Raw genomic sequence first — 16,267 nt, 5'->3', positions numbered from 1 at the left:
ATCAAATTGCAAATAAGTGGAAACGGCGGTATCGCCGTTTTGATTGTCGGAGGGGGTCAAATTGCAGCCTCTTGCGGAAAGGAAATGTTTACAGGCGCGTTCATGGTATCTTTTTCTTGTAGCAGAATTTCACCTTTGAGGCCATTTTGAAATGCGCCGGTCACGCGAACGGGGACAATTTGACCCTGTAGGCGCGGATTGGCATTGTCCACATATAACGATTGCAAAAACGGGGTTTTGCCCATTAATTGGCCATCGCGCTTGCCTTCCCGGTCGAACAAAACCGGCAAAACTTCGCCCAATTTGCTGCTGTTAAAGGCGGTTTGTTGAATGGTTAACAAAGACTGCAATCTGGCCAAACGCTCTTCTTTTACCGGTTCAGGCACCTGGGATTCATAGGCTCCCGCCGGCGTGCCTGGACGTGGGCTGTATTTAAAAGAATAAGCGCTGGCGTAAGTAACTTGGCGCACGGCGTTCAATGTATCTTCGAAATCTTTTTCGCTCTCGCCCGGAAATCCAACGATAAAATCGGACGACAAGGCAATATCGGGCCGCACCCGGCGCAGACGCTCGATGATATCGAAATAACTTTGCACCGTGTGTTTACGGTTCATTTCTTCCAATATCTTATTGGAACCGGATTGCAGCGGCAGATGTAAATACGGCATCAGTTTTTCGATTTGTCCGTGCGCATTTATCAAATCATCGTCCATATCGGATGGATGCGATGTGGTATATCGAATGCGTTCCAATCCGTTCATATCGGCAAGAGCCGAAATTAATTGCGCCAGATTCCAAGTATCGCCACGCGGACCGTCGCCATGAAAAGCGTTCACATTCTGACCCAATAAGGTAATTTCCTTTACGCCGGAGTCGATTAAACGCCTGGCTTCGTCCAAAATTTGCTGGGCTGGGCGCGAGAATTCCGAGCCGCGCGTATAAGGTACAACGCAAAAAGTGCAGAATTTATCGCATCCTTCTTGTACAGCCAAAAATGCGGATGAGCCATTGGTGCCCTGTTCTTCGGGCAAATGATCGAATTTGCTTTCGGCGGGAAAATCGGTATCCAACACCAAGCCGGCGGCACGATTGGCTTCGGCCACCATCTGCGGTAAGCGATGATAAGTTTGCGGACCGAATACCATATCGACATAAGGCGCGCGGGATGCGATCAACTCGCCTTCCGCCTGCGCAACGCAGCCAGCAACCGCTAGAATCATACGGCCATCTTGTTGTTCTTTTTTCTGCTTGAATGGCTTTAAGCGGCCAAGGTCGGAAAATAATTTTTCGGTGGCTTTTTCACGGATGTGGCAGGTATTCAGAATGATCATATCGGCATCGCCGGGCGAATCGCCGGTTTCATAACCCAATGGACGCAATAAATCCGCCATGCGGCCAGAATCGTATACGTTCATCTGGCAGCCATAGGTTTTAATGAATAATTTTTTGGTCTTCTTTTCCGTCATTAGCCCAACAATAACAAACCCGGCACCGATTTGGGCCGGGAATGAGGACAAACTAGCAGGATCGTCTGCCCTGTCAAGATCAGCAGTCTCTTGATTTTTCTTGGAATGACAATGGTTTAGGCGGGTTGCAGCGCAATTTGCGGAGGAAGCGATAATGGCTCCCGCCCGGTTAAGGCCTTGGAATGGGCTGAGGAAATCAAGTTTTGGCAATATTGCGCCATGGATTTATGATTTTCGAATTGATCCGCCCGGATAGGTTCAAAAAATTCGACCCGAATCTGCATCCGGCCAAGACCCAAAAGAGTCCATAGATGCGGGATTAAATCCACATCGCCGAACCAGGCGTAATAGGGGCGTTCAAATCTTCCGGCTGGCAAACCGTTTACCCCCAGCAAACTGATACATACAGGCTGAACATCGATATGCTTGCCGTCAACTTTGTAATCCGCAACACGCAGCAAAGTCGGTTTGAAAGGCAGGATACGGTTGTGATCGCTGCTGGTTCCTTCGGGAAAAATTACCAGATTCTGCCCGGCATGCAGCGCCCTGGATACTTGATCGACATGTTGTTTGGCATCGCTGCGGCGGCGATTGATAAAGACAGTTTTTTGCAATTTCGCCAGCCAGCCAAACAATGGCCATCCGGCAATTTCGGCCTTGGCCACAAACGACACCGGCAGAATAGAGCTGAGAACAATAATATCGAGATAGGAACTGTGATTGGAAATAAACAAGGTCGGGCGTTTATGGCTGACCGGGCCAAGCACTTCGATTTCAAAGCCGATTATTCTGCATAACATCGAATGAAAATAAATCGGGATCAAACTATATTGGCTCGGAAACAGCAAAACCAATACCGCCTGCACCGGCATCAATATCAGGGTAATAATAACGATAACAATCAAACGCAAAGCGGCCAGGATTTGCGCCATTACTCCTCCTCGCTTCCATTGGTAATGGTCGTGCGTTCATAATATTTAAAATATTTGTCGGTTATTTGATCGGTTTGCACCATCACAAAAACATCGATGGAATTGAATTGCTGGTCGATATACGCGCCATCGCCATAAAATCCGCCAAGCCGCATATAGCCCTTGATCAATGGAGGCAAGGCCATCAATGCGCGCTTGGGATCGATCGATTCTTTCGGCATCAAATTCATATCGACATATAAATCAGGCAGCGTTTTGGCGCGCAACCGTTCCGGCGCCAAATGATAATGATATAAATAAGATAAAGATTCCGCGTGCGCCATGACATCATTGCCATGAAAACTGGCGCAGCCGAACATCAAATCCAATTTGTGATGAAATACATATCCAGCGATGCCGCGCCATAATAACTGCATGGTTGGACGGGTGCGGTATTTTTCATGCACGCAAGACCGGCCAAGTTCCAACAAGTTCCCTGGAAATTGCATGATTTTAGAAATATCGTATTCCGCCGTGGAATAAAAACCGCCAACTGCCTCCGCGGCGGATTGGCGAATCAAACGATAGGTGGCGACAATCGCATCCGGACCCTTGCCGATCTTATGATCCAAAATCAGCAGGTGATCGCAAACATCGTCGTATTTATCGAAATCGCGTTTTTGTTTCTGAAATTCTGGGGTTGGTTTCGCGCCCATTTCTTCGTAGAAGATTTTATAGCGCAGTTGTTGCGCGGCACGAATTTCCGATTCATCGGATGCCAGGCGCGCCTCCATCGTGCCGAAAAATTGCGATGGCACGGGCGTGGCGAATGGCATAAGGACAGCAGGTTTAGTCACGTGATAATGAATAGCTTCCATAGGCGTCCCCGTTGTTTGGTTATTTTTATAACGATCAAAAGGGACAGTAATGTTACGGTTTTAGGTAATTTATGCGACAGTTTCCACAGGCGCAAGCGCTTATTTAGCCAGGGATAACGCCATCAATATGGCATTGACCCTGTTTTGGCCGCCTCTGGCGTAATATCGTTCGCGCACCCCGAAAACGGTAAAGTTATATTTTTGATAAAGGCCAATAGCCGCAACATTATCATCCGCCACGTCTAGCAATATTTTACTGGCTCCCCCCGCCTTAGATTCTTCTAGGAAATGTTTCAATAACCGTTCGCCAATGCCCTGGCCCTGATATTTTTTTAGAACTCCAAAAGACAATATTTCGCTTTCTTCGAATAATTTGGTTCCGGCGATAAATCCAATAACCATAGTATTCTGCATGGCTAAAAATCCGAATGCCTGTTCCCTGGCCAGTAAATTTTTTAGCGTTTTAAAATCCCAACTGTCCGGGATGGCATCTTGAATAATGGCAAAAACTGCATCCGCGGCGAAATCCGGGGACAAAGCACCCAGCGGGGAAATTGTAATGGGATCCTTATTAGGCATTAATCCGGAGCGCGCAATGTTACATCCGCATCGCGGAAATATAGAGGATTGGCGGGATATTGCTTGGCATGATCCAGATTCTGCGCGGCAAACCGGCAAACCGCCTCGGCAAGGTTCATTTTATCGGAAGATAAAACTTCGCCAAACCCAAGCGCTTGCTTGGCATCCGCAGCGGCATTGCCGATCAAAATCCAAGGTCTATCTTGCGGCGGCATATAGGTAAAAAAGTCGCCGGCACGGGTTGGCGGCAAAATCGGTTTTAAATCGTCATCATAGGCGGCAACATGAAAATCGCCCTTGCCGGAAAGCTCGGCGATAAAAATTCCCTTACCCTTCATTGCGTCCGCAGAAAGCGCGGCGGCCAGCGCCGATAAATGCGGCACGCCGAATATCGGCTTGCCGGACCCAATCGCCAGCCCATGCGCCGCCGATAAACACACGCGGATTCCTGTAAACGACCCCGGCCCTACGTTGGCCGCGATCCAATCGATATCACCCAAGATTTTTTTGGATCCGGCCAGAACTGCGTCGATCATCGGTATTAATTTTTCATTGGCGCCTCGCTGGGAAGAGGCGGATTCGGATGCGACTATTGCATCGCCATCGGACAGCGCCACCGCGCATCCGTTTGAATCCACATGAATTCCCAGAATCAATGCCACGGTTTAAACGATCTTGCAGGCTTCGGAGAAATCGAGGCGGGGACTGCGCGGGAATAACGATGCCTTATCGCCATAACCCAAATTGCACAGAAAATTCGATTTATAACTGGTGCCGGCAAAAAACATTTCGTCGCATTTCGCCTGATCGAATCCGGACATTGCCCCGCAATCCAACCCAAATGCCCTAGCCGCCAGCATAAAATAAGCGGCCTGAAGGCTGCCGTTACGGAAGGCGGTATCCGAAATCAATTTCTGATTGCCAACGAACCAGGCCCTTGCGTCGGCGTGCGGAAACAATTTTGGCAATTTTTCATAAAATTCCATATCGTTTGCCAGAATGGCGGTTACTGGCGCCGCCATTGTTTTATCGACGTTGCCTGCCTGCAAACAGGATTTCAGTTTTTCTTTTGCTTCGGCCGATTGAACAAATACAATGCGCAACGGTTCGCAATTGGCGGAAGTCGGACCCCATTTGTACAGATCATAAATATCTTGCAACAACTTTGAATCAACCGGTTTTTTCTGCCAACCATTATAGGTTCTGGCTTCACGAAACAAAATATCTAGTGACTTATTATCAATGGCGGCGGACATGAAAAAACTCCATAAAACAAGTTGAACGGCATTAAGGCTTAAAGATATAGTACAAGTAATCCGGCAAGACAATTTGTAAAGGTGGCATTTGCGGCAATTAATAGCCCTTATTTTTACAGTGTTATTTTATAGCAGCCCCGTATGGGCCGCAAATCACGCGGTTATATTTATGTACCACCGGTTTGGCGAAGATAATTACCCATCGACCAATATTTCGTTGGACCAATTCGAAGACCATATCAAAATTCTGAAACAAGGCCCTTATACCATCTGGCCGGTGGAGAAAATCGTAGAGTATATAAAATCCGGCAAAGAATTGCCGGATTATACGGTGGGCATTACCGTCGACGATGCCGCCGCATCGGTATACGAACAAGCTTGGCCACGATTCAAAAAAGCCGGCATTCCCTTCACTCTGTTCGTTACCACCGACGATATCGATCGCAACAGCAAGTCATATATGAACTGGGATCAGTTGCGCGAATTGCAGAAAAACGGCCTTGTGACCATCGGCAACCATACCAAATCGCATGCCCATATGTACGCGCAAAGCGACTTGCAAAATGCACAGGAAATTATCGGATCTCAAAAAAGATTCGCCGATGAATTGGGTATGGAACCCAAGCTATTTGCCTATCCTTATGGCGAGTTCAGCAATGCCGCCACCGCTGTTGTTAAAAGAATTAATTTCATCGCGGCATTTGGCCAGCATTCCGGCGTAACATCGCGCCAGGAAGACATATATCAATTGCCGCGTTTTTCATTGAACGAACATTATGGCGATGCGGCGCGATTTGAACAGGCGGCGCGTGCGATGCCCCTGCAAGCCGGAATTAAGGGTCCACAAGACAGCGTTTTGGATCAAAATCCGCCTGGTTTTTCCATTACTTTGGCAAAAGGAATGGACCCATCGGCAATGAGTTGCTATGCCTCCGACCAAGATCAAATTAAAATGCAAATTAAAGAACAAACGGTGGAATTGCATTTGTTGAAACCCTGGACCAAAGGCCGTGCGCGCTTGAACTGTACCATGCAGGATAAAGAAACCAGGCGCTGGTTTTGGATTGGAAGACAATATATCGTGCCTTAGGCCGCGATATTATAAAGATTAAAATCGGCTATAATGTAATCCGCCCCAGCGGCAGATAAGTCTTGCGCGGCCTTCACAGCATTGGATGCAAAACCGGTATATCCCCAAACCTTTAATCCCGCCGCTTTGGCCGACCGAATGCCCATGACGCTATCTTCGACGGCTAGAATTTTCTTGTCTTCGAATCCTGCCGACGCCAATTGATATAAATCCGGGGCGGGTTTTGGATTGACGACCTGCTCGGCTGAGAACAATGCCGAGTCCGCAAAATATCGTTTTAACCCCACACACTGCAGAACCGCATGGATATTGGCAATCTCCCCATTCGAAGCCACACGCATGGTAACGCCATTATCCTGTATACAGGACAGCAAATTTTCTATCCCTGGCGCCGCAATCACCTTGCCGGACATCGCCCGCCGGTAACGCGCCCCTACGTCTTCAATAAAATCGCTCACGGAAAGATTCAGCGGTTTCCTGGATTGCAAAATTTTGTAAATATCAACGACCGCCAGGGCAAAAAATTCGCGTTCGGCTTGCTCGCCGCTATATCCGGGAAACCCCAGATCATGCAAGTATTCCGCCAGCGCGGGATAAAACACTGGCGTCGAATCTACCAGCGTTCCATCGCAGTCAAAAATAATTAAATCAAAATCAAGAAAATTTGCGTGCAATTAAATCATCCGCTGGCGCCAGTAATCGGTGTTCGATGCTTCTAATTTAGCGCGGTCCAGCGATTGCAAATCATTGGCATCGATGATGCGTTTAATCGTCTGTACATATTTTTCGCCGCGTTCGGAATAACGATTCATGGTTTCGATCAAACGGTTCGAATCCATATATTGGCGGTTATAACGGAAACCGGCGCGCATGCGGCGGAAGTTTTCATAGGCGGGATGGGTATTCAAATTTTGCGTGTAAGACAAAACGGTGCCGAACAAATTGTCGAAACTTCGTACCAAATGCTGGCGGCCGGTCTCACGCTGCAATGGCAGAATTCCACCACTTTGCTTGCCGTAAACTTGCTGGCCGAACAGGGCGTTGCCATGACGGGTGAAACGGGATGTTCCCCAGCCGCTTTCCTCGGCCGCCTGCGCAATCGCCAAGGATGGCGGAATCACATCGACGCGCATCGCCAGTTTCGCCATATCTTGATCCGGCACATTATATTCTTCGGATAAATTGGCGATAAATTCCAATTCATCGGCGGTTAAAGCGGTGCCGCTTCGCTGTTTATTCCAAGCGGCGATCAGTTTTTTGCGCGATTCGATGATGTGGTCATTAGCCAACAATACCAACGGCAGAACCGAACGGATAAAAAGGTCTTTTTTATCCTGCGCGGTTTCGATTTCATGCAAATCGGTGGGCAAGCGGGTCAAGAAAATTGCTGGAACCGAATTGCCGCCGGATTGCAATTGGCGCAAATCATAATCTTGCGCGGAGAAAATCTGGTCTAAATCGGCATGATGCGCAACGGTGATAATGCCCTGGGTTGGGTAGGTAGCCGGTGGAAATGCGAAATCGCGCGCCAATTGTTCGGCAACGCTGGCGACCGGTTGGAATTTAGCCGGTTGAATCAGCGTTAAGCAAAAACCCAGCAAAAAGCACAGCAACAGCAGCTCTGCCTTTTCATTCAGTATCTTTTTAATGCGTTTCATCATAACTACCCCCAAAATCGATTTTTATATATTTTTTATAAAATTAATTTGTCGCCCGGACTTCGATTACTTCCGGCACATAGTGTTTTAACATATTTTCGATGCCCATTTTTAATGTCGCGGTCGAGCTTGGGCATCCGGCGCACGATCCGCGTAAATGCAAAAATACAATCCCGTCTTCGAACCGGTCGAAAGCGATATCGCCGCCATCCATGGCCACGGCCGGCCGGACCCGGGTTTCCAATAATTCGATAATTTGCGCGGAAATTTCATCCACTTGGTCGGCGTTCAATTGCGGCGCGGCGCCGGCATTCACGATTGGCTGATTGCTAGATAAATGTTCCATGATTGCGGCCAGAACTTGCGGTTTCAAAGTCTGCCATTCATACGAGGCGTCTTTGGTCACGGTAATAAAATCATGGCCCAAGAATACGCCTTTAACCCCATTGATCTGGAACAGGCGCTGGGCCATGGGCGAAGCCGAGGCAGCATCCGCGTTCGGGTAATCGGCGGTGCCGTTTTCCAATACCACCGCATCCGGCAAAAACTTTAAGGAGGCTGGGTTCGGTGTCGATTCGGTTTGTATAAACATTTTTATTCTATTTCCTATGCAGTGGTCCATTATTGGACGGGCTTTATATAGGTCGGTCTTAAGTCTTTATTAAGATATGAAGCCCTGTTTATTAACCATCTATTAGACATTATAACGTATCCGTGATGGAAACGCCAGATGGAAATATTCTTATTATTGTGACCGTGGAAATAGCCTATATAAGGTATAACGTCAAGCCCAGTTAAGTGATTGAATATAAAAGATTAATAAAATGTAGTGATAGTATTACCGGGGGTAAAACCCAATAATATCATATACTTGGGTTAAAGTTTGATCCGCGAGGGCGTTGGCTTTATCGCCGCCCTTTTTCAAAATGCCGCGCAAATAAGTTTCATCCGCCATTAATTTCCGCATCTCCGCAGTAATGGGCGATATCTTGGCAACCGCCAAATCGGTTAGGGCGTTTTTAAAGCCGGAAAATTGCTGGCCGGCAAATTGAGCAATGGTAGCTTCCAATGTTTGATCGGACAGGGCCGCATAAATGCCTAGCAAATTATCCGCCTCTGGCCGGCTGGCCAATTCTTCTTTCGACGATGGCAAAGGATTCGGATCGGTTTTGGCTTTTTTGATTTTTTGGGCAATGGTATCGGCATCGTCGGTCATATTGATACGGGAATAATCCGATTCGTCCGATTTCGACATTTTTTTGGTGCCATCCCGCAAGCTCATCACCCGCGCGGCGATCCCCTGAATATAAGGCTCCGGCAATGGAAAGACTTCTTGGTTATAATGCCGGTTGAAAGCGCCAGCGATATCGCGCGCCAATTCCAGATGTTGTTTTTGATCTTCGCCCACCGGCACATGGGTGGGTTTATACAATAAAATATCGGCCGTCATTAATACCGGATAGGCGTAAAGGCCCAAGACCGCCTGATCCTTGTGCTTGCCGGATTTTTCCTTGAATTGCGTCATACGGTTGAGCCAGCCCAGCGGCGTATGGCACGATAACACCCAAGACAGCGCCGGGTGCCCCGGTACATGGCTTTGCGGAAAGATCGCCGATTTTTCGGCGTTGATCCCGCAAGCGATATAGGCGGCGGCGACTTCCATGGTCGCGCGGCGCAACGCCACCGGATCTTGCGGCACGGTAATGGCGTGCAAATCGACAATGCAAAAATAACATTGCGCGTCGTCCTGCATCCGCACCCAATTGCGGATCGCGCCCAAATAATTGCCCAAATGCAAATTGCCGGTTGGCTGTACGCCGGAGAGAATTCGTTTATTCATGCAATTGTCATAGCAACCCAATGGAAGAACACAAGATTTTTTTAAAACAAAAGCATTGTTTTTTTAAAGAAACGATATAAACTTCTTCCAATTTATAAATCGTGTGGAGATTTATTCATGAACGTACCTGTTAAAAAAATAGTAATAGCAGCGGTAATTTTGCTGGGTAGCGCCACCACAGTATTGATGGGCCTGATAAATTTTGTGGTCGTTCCTGGGTGGATTGGATCTGAAGTTGCCACAATTGGCGCAAATTCTGGCACTGTAGAAAAAACGCAGCAGCAGCCCCCCACCATTACTGCGGTAAAATCCGATGAAATCGTTCGTAGAAACAAAATGCGTATATTGGCAGCAGAGTCGGTTGGCATTATGTTAGTCAGTGGAATAATTACTCACAAAGCCATACGCGAGGCGTCCCGCTATCGTTAATCAGACTGAGAATATTTCGGTTTCCTCAGCGTCCGCAACTCCGCGATCGACACCGCGCCTAAAATCAAAACTAAAGCGCCGTAAACAATAACGCCGGCAGCGACGAGCGTTAATAACGCCAATAATTTTTGCGCGAAATGGCCGAGCAGCCAAGATTCCAATTCCATTTGCAACAACCAAACCACAGCGCCCATTACCAAGGACGCGATCAATATTTTCAGGCTACGCGATTTTAATTGTGCATCGGCCTGCCAAAATCCTTTGGATTGCAAGGCCGCTGCCAATAAATAGGCGTTGATCCAAGACGCGATCGATGTGCCGAGCGCGATGCCGACATGCTGCATTAATCCCATCAATAATAAATTCAATAAAGTATTAATCGCGACGCAGACGAATGCGATTTTCACCGGCGTTTTTGTATCGCCGCGCGCAAAAAATCCAGGGCTTAAGGCCTTCATCATTACATAGGCTGGCAATCCCAACGCGAATGCGGCGAGCGCATAGGCGGTTTGACGCGCGGCTTCATAATCGAACGCGCCGCGAGCGAATAACACATCGATCACCGGCAATGGAATCACCAGCAATCCGATGGTTGCCGGCACGCTTAGCAGTAATCCCATTTCCAAACCTCGATTTTGTTGGCGCGCCGCCTCGGCCGCATCGCCGGCGCTGATATGTTTGGATAGAACGGGCAACAATACCGTGCCAATGGCGATGCCCACAACACCCAGCGGAAATTGATTGATCCGGTCGGCATAATATAAATAAGAAATCGAACCGATCGGCAGGAACGATCCGATCATAACGCCAATTAAAATATTGACCTGCAATGCGCCGGACCCCAATGCTGCGGGGACAATCGCGCGCAGCATCGTTTTCATATCATCCGATAATACCGGCCATTTCGGTCGCAGAATTACCGCATCGCTGTGCATGGCATAAGCCATCCACGCCCATTGCGCGATACCCGAAGCCAGAACGCCAAAAGCAAAGGCGTGTCCGGCCGATTGGCTTAGGGGTGTGATCACCACCATGGCAATAATCATCACGACGTTCATGATGCATGGGCTTGCGGCGAAAGCGTAAAATTTTCCAAGTGAATTCATCACGCCGCCTTGCAGCGCCACCATCGACATTAACAATATGTATGGAAATGTAATGCGTGCGAATTCAATCACGCTGGCAAATTGTCCGGTATCGTCGGAAAATCCTGGCGCGACGACGCGCATAATAACCGGCATCATAATTTCGCCAAGCACTACAAGCGCCATCACCGCGCCGAATAATAACGCCATGGCTTGTTCAGCGAATAAAAACGCATTGTCGCGTCCTTGACGCGTCAGAATGTCGGTAAATTTTGGAACGAAAGCGATCGAAAAAGCGCCTTCGGCAAAAAGAGACCGGAATAAATTTGGCAGGCGAAACGCAACAAACACCGCGTCGGCAATCGGCCCCGCGCCCAGATAGGCGGCGGTAACCATATCCCGCACCATGCCCAAAAGCCGCGATAGAAATGTTAACCCGCCAACCGTGAAAACCGAACGTCCCAATGCCATAATGCGGTTAAGTTATTCGATTTTCATGGTTTTTTGAAGGTTAAATAGGTTTTATCAAAATGATTTCGTTCATATTGACGGGGTTAAAAAATATGTTTATATCTTTAAAAGATATATTTTTATTAAAGTGGGTACGAGATGCTTAGAAACAAAAAAGGTTCAGCTATTATCCCGCACAATTTTTTTAAGCCTGAATTTATTCAGGAGGAAAAATTGCGCGCGGCTACGGGTGGATTTTATGCGGCTGAAAAACCGCCGGTTGGATTAAATACTCAGCATATTCATATTAGTTTTCCACTTGCCCACATAGAGATGGGGGGTGAAGAAGATACAGAAAGAAGCGCTGATTCTTGGAAACGCTCCGCCAGAGCCCCCGAAAATTTAGCGGATTTAGGGGGTATGAACCATGAAATTACCGAATATACAAAGCGATTGGATGGATTGACCCACCATCAATTGGCAACGGATTTTTATGTGTTGCACCAAACAATGGCAAGCTTTGTGATGAGCGCTAAACCTGAACCAACTATTAGTTTGGAAGACGTATTATTATCTCTCGCCTTTCTTTCTTTAATCTGCGCCAAAAAATTCCGATCACCGCCCTTTTTGGACGTGGGCAATAACGATCATTATACCATGCAGGCCGCAAGCGCGACCATTAATCTAATTAATGCATTATATGGAAAAGCCGGCGGTGTTTATGATCCTTTTCTATTAAGGGAAGAGATAAAAGATTTGTGCAAACATCCGGAAGCGGAATATTACGCACAATATATTACTAACAAAATAAAACAGCTGCGCGAAATGACGCCGGAACAACTGCGTCGAAGCATTGCAGAAGTTCGAGAGTCCGTCAGCCGCGCCATAACAGATCCAGCTATGCGGCTTAGCGGCGCGATAAGACCCGGAACAACTGGCATTGGCGTACATTTAATGCCGGAACCAGATGATCAAACCCCATTAGATTACCAAACATTCGGGGATGATTTTTTTAAGCCCAAGAAGTTGCCTGAAATAAAAAAATTCTTCGGGGCGCCTATTCGCCGTAAAGACGTAAAATTCGACCTTGTCATTGAACCTATATCATTGCAAGAAAATGGGGGCGGTGATGCCAAAGCTGCCTATACTGCCGCGCGCGATAAATTAAAGAAAATGGGATTAAACGAACTATTGGTATATGCATCGGTTTATTATGGAAAATTAACAAAAAATATAGCCGCCGCACAAACTAACGACATTGGCGGCCAGTATTTAGGGGCTTTGGTCCTTGCGGATGAAATTGAACGTCGATTAGATTCAAGAAAAAATCCTTTTATGGATATAGATCTTGATCATATTATCGGTTTCGATCCATCCAAACAAAGGGAAATTGTTGGTTTCTATAAACCGCATTTAAAATTGCCGGACAGATTATTGACGGACATCGGGGAAGGCAAACCGATATTGGAAATTTGGCGGAAACAATTAGGCATCAAATTAACGATGCGGGAACGTTTAGCCAAATTGATTCCATCATGGTCATTTTCTGGAACCAAGACGCTGCTTTGGGTTTCTATTACAACAATGGGCGCAGTACTCGGTGGGTTATTTGGCCAAATTTATACGCGAATAAGAGCCGAAATGGCCCAACAAGAATTTTATGAATCAATCCCCAAGACACCGGTGGAAGTCCAGTCGGACAAACCAATCGTTTTCAAATTTAACGGCCAAACTCGTCTTTTTGAAATCGATGGAGTTTCCCCAGTTACAGTACAATCCGATAATGCGCGGTTCATGCCCAGCGCCATGACCCCGGCCGAATTGGTTGCCAAAACCCAACAAATCCAAACAGCGGCTAAAGCGGCGTCATTGGTCAGTTTACAAAATAATAGCGATGTGGTGCCATGGTGCCGCGTCGGCGGTGGTGCCATAGTTCTAGCATTATTGATTAGCAGTAAACGGCGACGCTAAGAAAATCATTTCTTCATGGCCATTTTTTTCAGCCGATCCAAATGATCCAACGCCGCACGAGGGGACAGATCATCGACGGCGAGCGATGATAATTCATCGACCAGCGCCATAATATGATCCGGCATGATCGGGGTGGCAATAGTGGATTTTTCCGGAATCGCGCCCATTTCGCCGCCAATTTTTTGCTGTTCCAGATGATGCAAAATATGATCGGCGCGGACGATCACATCGCCTGGCAATCCCGCCAGTTTGGCGACATGAATACCATAAGAATGTTCCGCCGCCCCTTTGGTGATTTCATGCAGGAACACGATTTCGCCTTCCCATTCTTTGACCCGCATGGTGTAACACGCCAAATGATCGAGGCGCGATTGCAATTCGGTCAGTTCATGGTAATGCGTCGCAAATAATCCGCGGCACAAAGTTTTATCATGCAAATATTCGAGTACCGCCCAGGCAATCGACAACCCATCGAATGTCGCGGTGCCGCGACCGATTTCATCCAAAATTACCAGGCTGCGCACGGTGGCTTGATGCAAGATGGTGGCGGTTTCCACCATTTCCACCATGAACGTCGATTGGCCGCGCGCCAAATCGTCTGCCGCCCCAACGCGGGAAAAAATTTTATCGGTAACGCCAATGGTGCATTGCGATGCCGGCACGAAACTGCCCATTTGCGCCATAATCGCGATCAAGGCATTTTGCCGCAGGTAAGTGCTTTTCCCGGCCATGTTGGGGCCGGTGATCAGCCATAATTGCCCATCCGGTTTTTGCAATTGGCAATCATTGGCGATAAATCCCTGGCCCTTGGTACGCAGCGATTGTTCCACCACCGGATGACGTCCGCCAGCAATCGCGAACGATAAATCATCGGTCAATGTGGGGCGAATATAATTTTCTTCTTCCGCGAGTAACGCGAGTGCCGTGTACACATCCAGCGCCGCCATCGCAGCGGCGCAAGATTGAATGGCGCCAGCCTTGTTTTTAATCAGGCCGACCAGTTCATCAAAGATTTGCAATTCCATCGCGAGCGCCTGCGCAGCGGCCTTGGATATTTTTTGTTCCATTTCATTCAAGGCGGACGTTGTGTACCGCGCCGCTGTGGCGAGGGTTTGCCGGTGAATGAAATCGGCGCCCATTTTATCGGCGGATTTCGGCGGCACTTCGATATAATATCCAAGAATATTATTGTGCCGGATCTTCAAATTCGCAACGCCGGTTTTGCGAATATAATCTTGCTGCAATCCCGCGATCAAACGCTGGCTTTCGTCGCGCAATTGGCGCAGATAATCGAGTTCGGTTGAATATCCGGCCGCGATGAAATTGCCGTCACGCGTGAAAATCGGCAATTCCGCCGCCAGCGCCGCCGCCAATTTTTGCTGCAATCCATTTTGATCGCCAAGGTCGGCGGCCACATCGTTAAGCAGATTTGGATTTTTATCAGAACGCAACAAAATCTTTACTTGCAGTGACGCCAGCAGGCCGTCGCGTAAAGCGGCTAAATCGCGCGGCGATCCGCGATTTAAAGAAATGCGGGATAAGGCGCGCTGCATATCCGGGCAAAGCCGCAATTGCGCGCGGATATTTTTCCGCAATTCCGCATTAATTTTAAAACATTCCACAACATCCAGCCGCGCATTGATCGCCGCCACATCGGTTAAAGGCTGCGACAACATGGTATCGAGCATTCGCGCGCCCGCGCCGGTAATGGTGCGATCAATACAAGACAGAAAACTGCCGGTATATTCGCCGTCCAGCCGCCTGCGCAATTCCAAATTCCGCGCGGTGGCGCCATCGATTTGCAAAAATTCATTGCTTTGTTGCAAACGCGGCCATTGCAAAATGGGCAGCGCGCCAATTTGCGTCAGTTCTATATAATCAACCAACGCGCCGCTGGCCGCCAATGCTGGGCGCGAGAAAGCGGCGAACCCATCCAATGTCTGCACATTATATAAACGCTGCAATCGCGCTTCTGCCCCGTCGGCATGAAAACGCGAATTTGGCTGCACGCTTAGAATCGCCGCATAATTTTTCCAAAGCGCGGCGAAATCGGCGTCCGCCATGATTTTTTCCGGCAATATAATCTCGCCCGGTTCGATCGCCGATAATAAATTGGCCAAACTGGATTTATCGCAATCGCGCAGATAAAATTCGCCGGTCGATAAATCGATCCAGGCCAGCGCATACTGGCCTTGCGTTTCGGCAACCGACAACATGAAATTGTTGCGCTTCGATTGTAATAAATTCTCTTCCGTTACGGTTCCTGGCGTAATCACCCGCACCACTTTGCGTTCAATAATGGTTTTGCCGGGCTTGCCGGATGGAATCTCTCCGGCTTGTTCGCAAATCGCGACACGAAAGCCCTTGTTAATCAAGCGCGATAAATAAGTTTCGGATTGATGCCACGGCACGCCGCACATCGGAATATCTTTGTCCTGATGCTTGCCGCGTTTGGTCAGGGCAATATCAAGCGCGGCGGATGCGGCCACGGCATCGTCAAAAAACAATTCGTAAAAATCGCCCAGACGGAAAAATAATAGGTAATCGGCATATTCCCGTTTGATTTTTAAATATTGCGCCATCAACGGCGTTGCGCCTTCATCCGCCGATTTGGTTTCTATTTCAGGAAATAATCGCAAGGCTTGCGCCATAAA

General features: G+C 48.1%; 15 protein-coding genes. 3 read left to right on the top strand and 12 right to left on the bottom strand.

Annotation, left to right across the window (positions count from 1 at the left end; translation table 11 throughout):
• Positions 1–56 precede the first annotated feature (56 nt).
• The 6 genes from miaB to EYC62_04600 all read right to left on the bottom strand — a co-directional run bounded on the left by miaB (position 57) and on the right by EYC62_04600 (position 5,090).
• Positions 57–1,466, bottom strand: a complete 1,410-nt coding sequence (gene miaB / locus EYC62_04625; GenBank protein TAH35314.1) for a tRNA (N6-isopentenyl adenosine(37)-C2)-methylthiotransferase MiaB — start codon at positions 1,464–1,466, stop codon at positions 57–59.
• Positions 1,467–1,582: 116 nt separating this feature from the next.
• On the bottom strand, positions 1,583–2,398 hold the full coding sequence (locus EYC62_04620; protein ID TAH35313.1) for a 1-acyl-sn-glycerol-3-phosphate acyltransferase: 816 nt from the start codon (positions 2,396–2,398) through the stop codon (positions 1,583–1,585).
• On the bottom strand, positions 2,398–3,213 hold the full coding sequence (locus tag EYC62_04615) for a GNAT family N-acetyltransferase (protein TAH35376.1): 816 nt from the start codon (positions 3,211–3,213) through the stop codon (positions 2,398–2,400). Before EYC62_04615 ends, EYC62_04620 begins: the two co-directional genes overlap by 1 nt.
• 141 nt (positions 3,214–3,354) lie before the next feature.
• Positions 3,355–3,834, bottom strand: a complete 480-nt coding sequence (gene rimI / locus EYC62_04610; protein ID TAH35312.1) for a ribosomal-protein-alanine N-acetyltransferase — start codon at positions 3,832–3,834, stop codon at positions 3,355–3,357.
• The gene (gene tsaB / locus EYC62_04605; GenBank protein TAH35311.1) at positions 3,834–4,496 is read right to left on the bottom strand and encodes a tRNA (adenosine(37)-N6)-threonylcarbamoyltransferase complex dimerization subunit type 1 TsaB; all 663 of its coding nucleotides are present in this window, start codon (positions 4,494–4,496) and stop codon (positions 3,834–3,836) included. Before tsaB ends, rimI begins: the two co-directional genes overlap by 1 nt.
• A 3-nt stretch (positions 4,497–4,499) precedes the next feature.
• Positions 4,500–5,090: a malonic semialdehyde reductase gene (locus EYC62_04600; GenBank protein ID TAH35310.1), complete on the bottom strand. Its 591-nt coding sequence runs from the start codon at positions 5,088–5,090 to the stop codon at positions 4,500–4,502.
• Between the two features lie 169 nt (positions 5,091–5,259).
• On the opposite strand from EYC62_04600, the gene EYC62_04595 reads away from it, so the two are divergent.
• Positions 5,260–6,180: a chitin deacetylase gene (locus tag EYC62_04595; GenBank protein TAH35309.1), complete on the top strand. Its 921-nt coding sequence runs from the start codon at positions 5,260–5,262 to the stop codon at positions 6,178–6,180.
• Here the strand turns inward: EYC62_04595 and EYC62_04590 are convergent.
• The 4 genes from EYC62_04590 to trpS all read right to left on the bottom strand — a co-directional run bounded on the left by EYC62_04590 (position 6,177) and on the right by trpS (position 9,678).
• Positions 6,177–6,854: an HAD family phosphatase gene (locus EYC62_04590; GenBank protein ID TAH35308.1), complete on the bottom strand. Its 678-nt coding sequence runs from the start codon at positions 6,852–6,854 to the stop codon at positions 6,177–6,179. The genes EYC62_04595 and EYC62_04590 overlap by 4 nt on opposite strands.
• A complete protein-coding gene (locus tag EYC62_04585) occupies positions 6,855–7,841 on the bottom strand; it encodes a hypothetical protein (GenBank protein ID TAH35307.1) in 987 nt (328 codons plus the stop codon). It lies immediately after the preceding gene.
• Positions 7,842–7,881: 40 nt separating this feature from the next.
• Positions 7,882–8,430, bottom strand: coding sequence for a NifU family protein (locus EYC62_04580; protein ID TAH35306.1), 549 nt, complete (start codon positions 8,428–8,430; stop codon positions 7,882–7,884).
• 246 nt (positions 8,431–8,676) lie between these two features.
• Entirely contained in the window at positions 8,677–9,678 is a 1,002-nt protein-coding gene (gene trpS / locus EYC62_04575; GenBank protein TAH35305.1) for a tryptophan--tRNA ligase, read from the bottom strand.
• A 117-nt stretch (positions 9,679–9,795) separates the two neighbouring features.
• Between trpS and EYC62_04570 the strand changes: the two genes are divergently transcribed.
• Positions 9,796–10,107 carry a hypothetical protein gene (locus EYC62_04570; GenBank protein TAH35304.1) on the top strand — a complete coding sequence of 104 codons (312 nt, stop codon included), beginning with the start codon at positions 9,796–9,798 and terminating at the stop codon, positions 10,105–10,107.
• Here EYC62_04570 and murJ read toward each other — a convergent pair.
• Complete coding sequence (gene murJ, locus EYC62_04565) at positions 10,104–11,663, bottom strand: murein biosynthesis integral membrane protein MurJ (protein ID TAH35303.1); 1,560 nt, start codon at positions 11,661–11,663, stop codon at positions 10,104–10,106. The genes EYC62_04570 and murJ overlap by 4 nt on opposite strands.
• A gap of 138 nt (positions 11,664–11,801) precedes the next feature.
• On the opposite strand from murJ, the gene EYC62_04560 reads away from it, so the two are divergent.
• Complete coding sequence (locus tag EYC62_04560) at positions 11,802–13,613, top strand: hypothetical protein (GenBank protein ID TAH35302.1); 1,812 nt, start codon at positions 11,802–11,804, stop codon at positions 13,611–13,613.
• 5 nt (positions 13,614–13,618) lie between these two features.
• Here the strand turns inward: EYC62_04560 and mutS are convergent, their stop codons facing one another.
• Positions 13,619–16,264, bottom strand: coding sequence for a DNA mismatch repair protein MutS (gene mutS, locus EYC62_04555; GenBank protein ID TAH35301.1), 2,646 nt, complete (start codon positions 16,262–16,264; stop codon positions 13,619–13,621).
• Between the last annotated feature and the right edge of the window lie 3 nt (positions 16,265–16,267).

It is taken from the genome of Alphaproteobacteria bacterium (assembly GCA_004295055.1).
In the GTDB taxonomy this organism is placed as follows: domain Bacteria; phylum Pseudomonadota; class Alphaproteobacteria; order SHNJ01; family SHNJ01; genus SHNJ01.
Note: the sequence above shows the minus strand (reverse complement) of the source record. Positions and strands in the feature narration are given on the sequence as shown.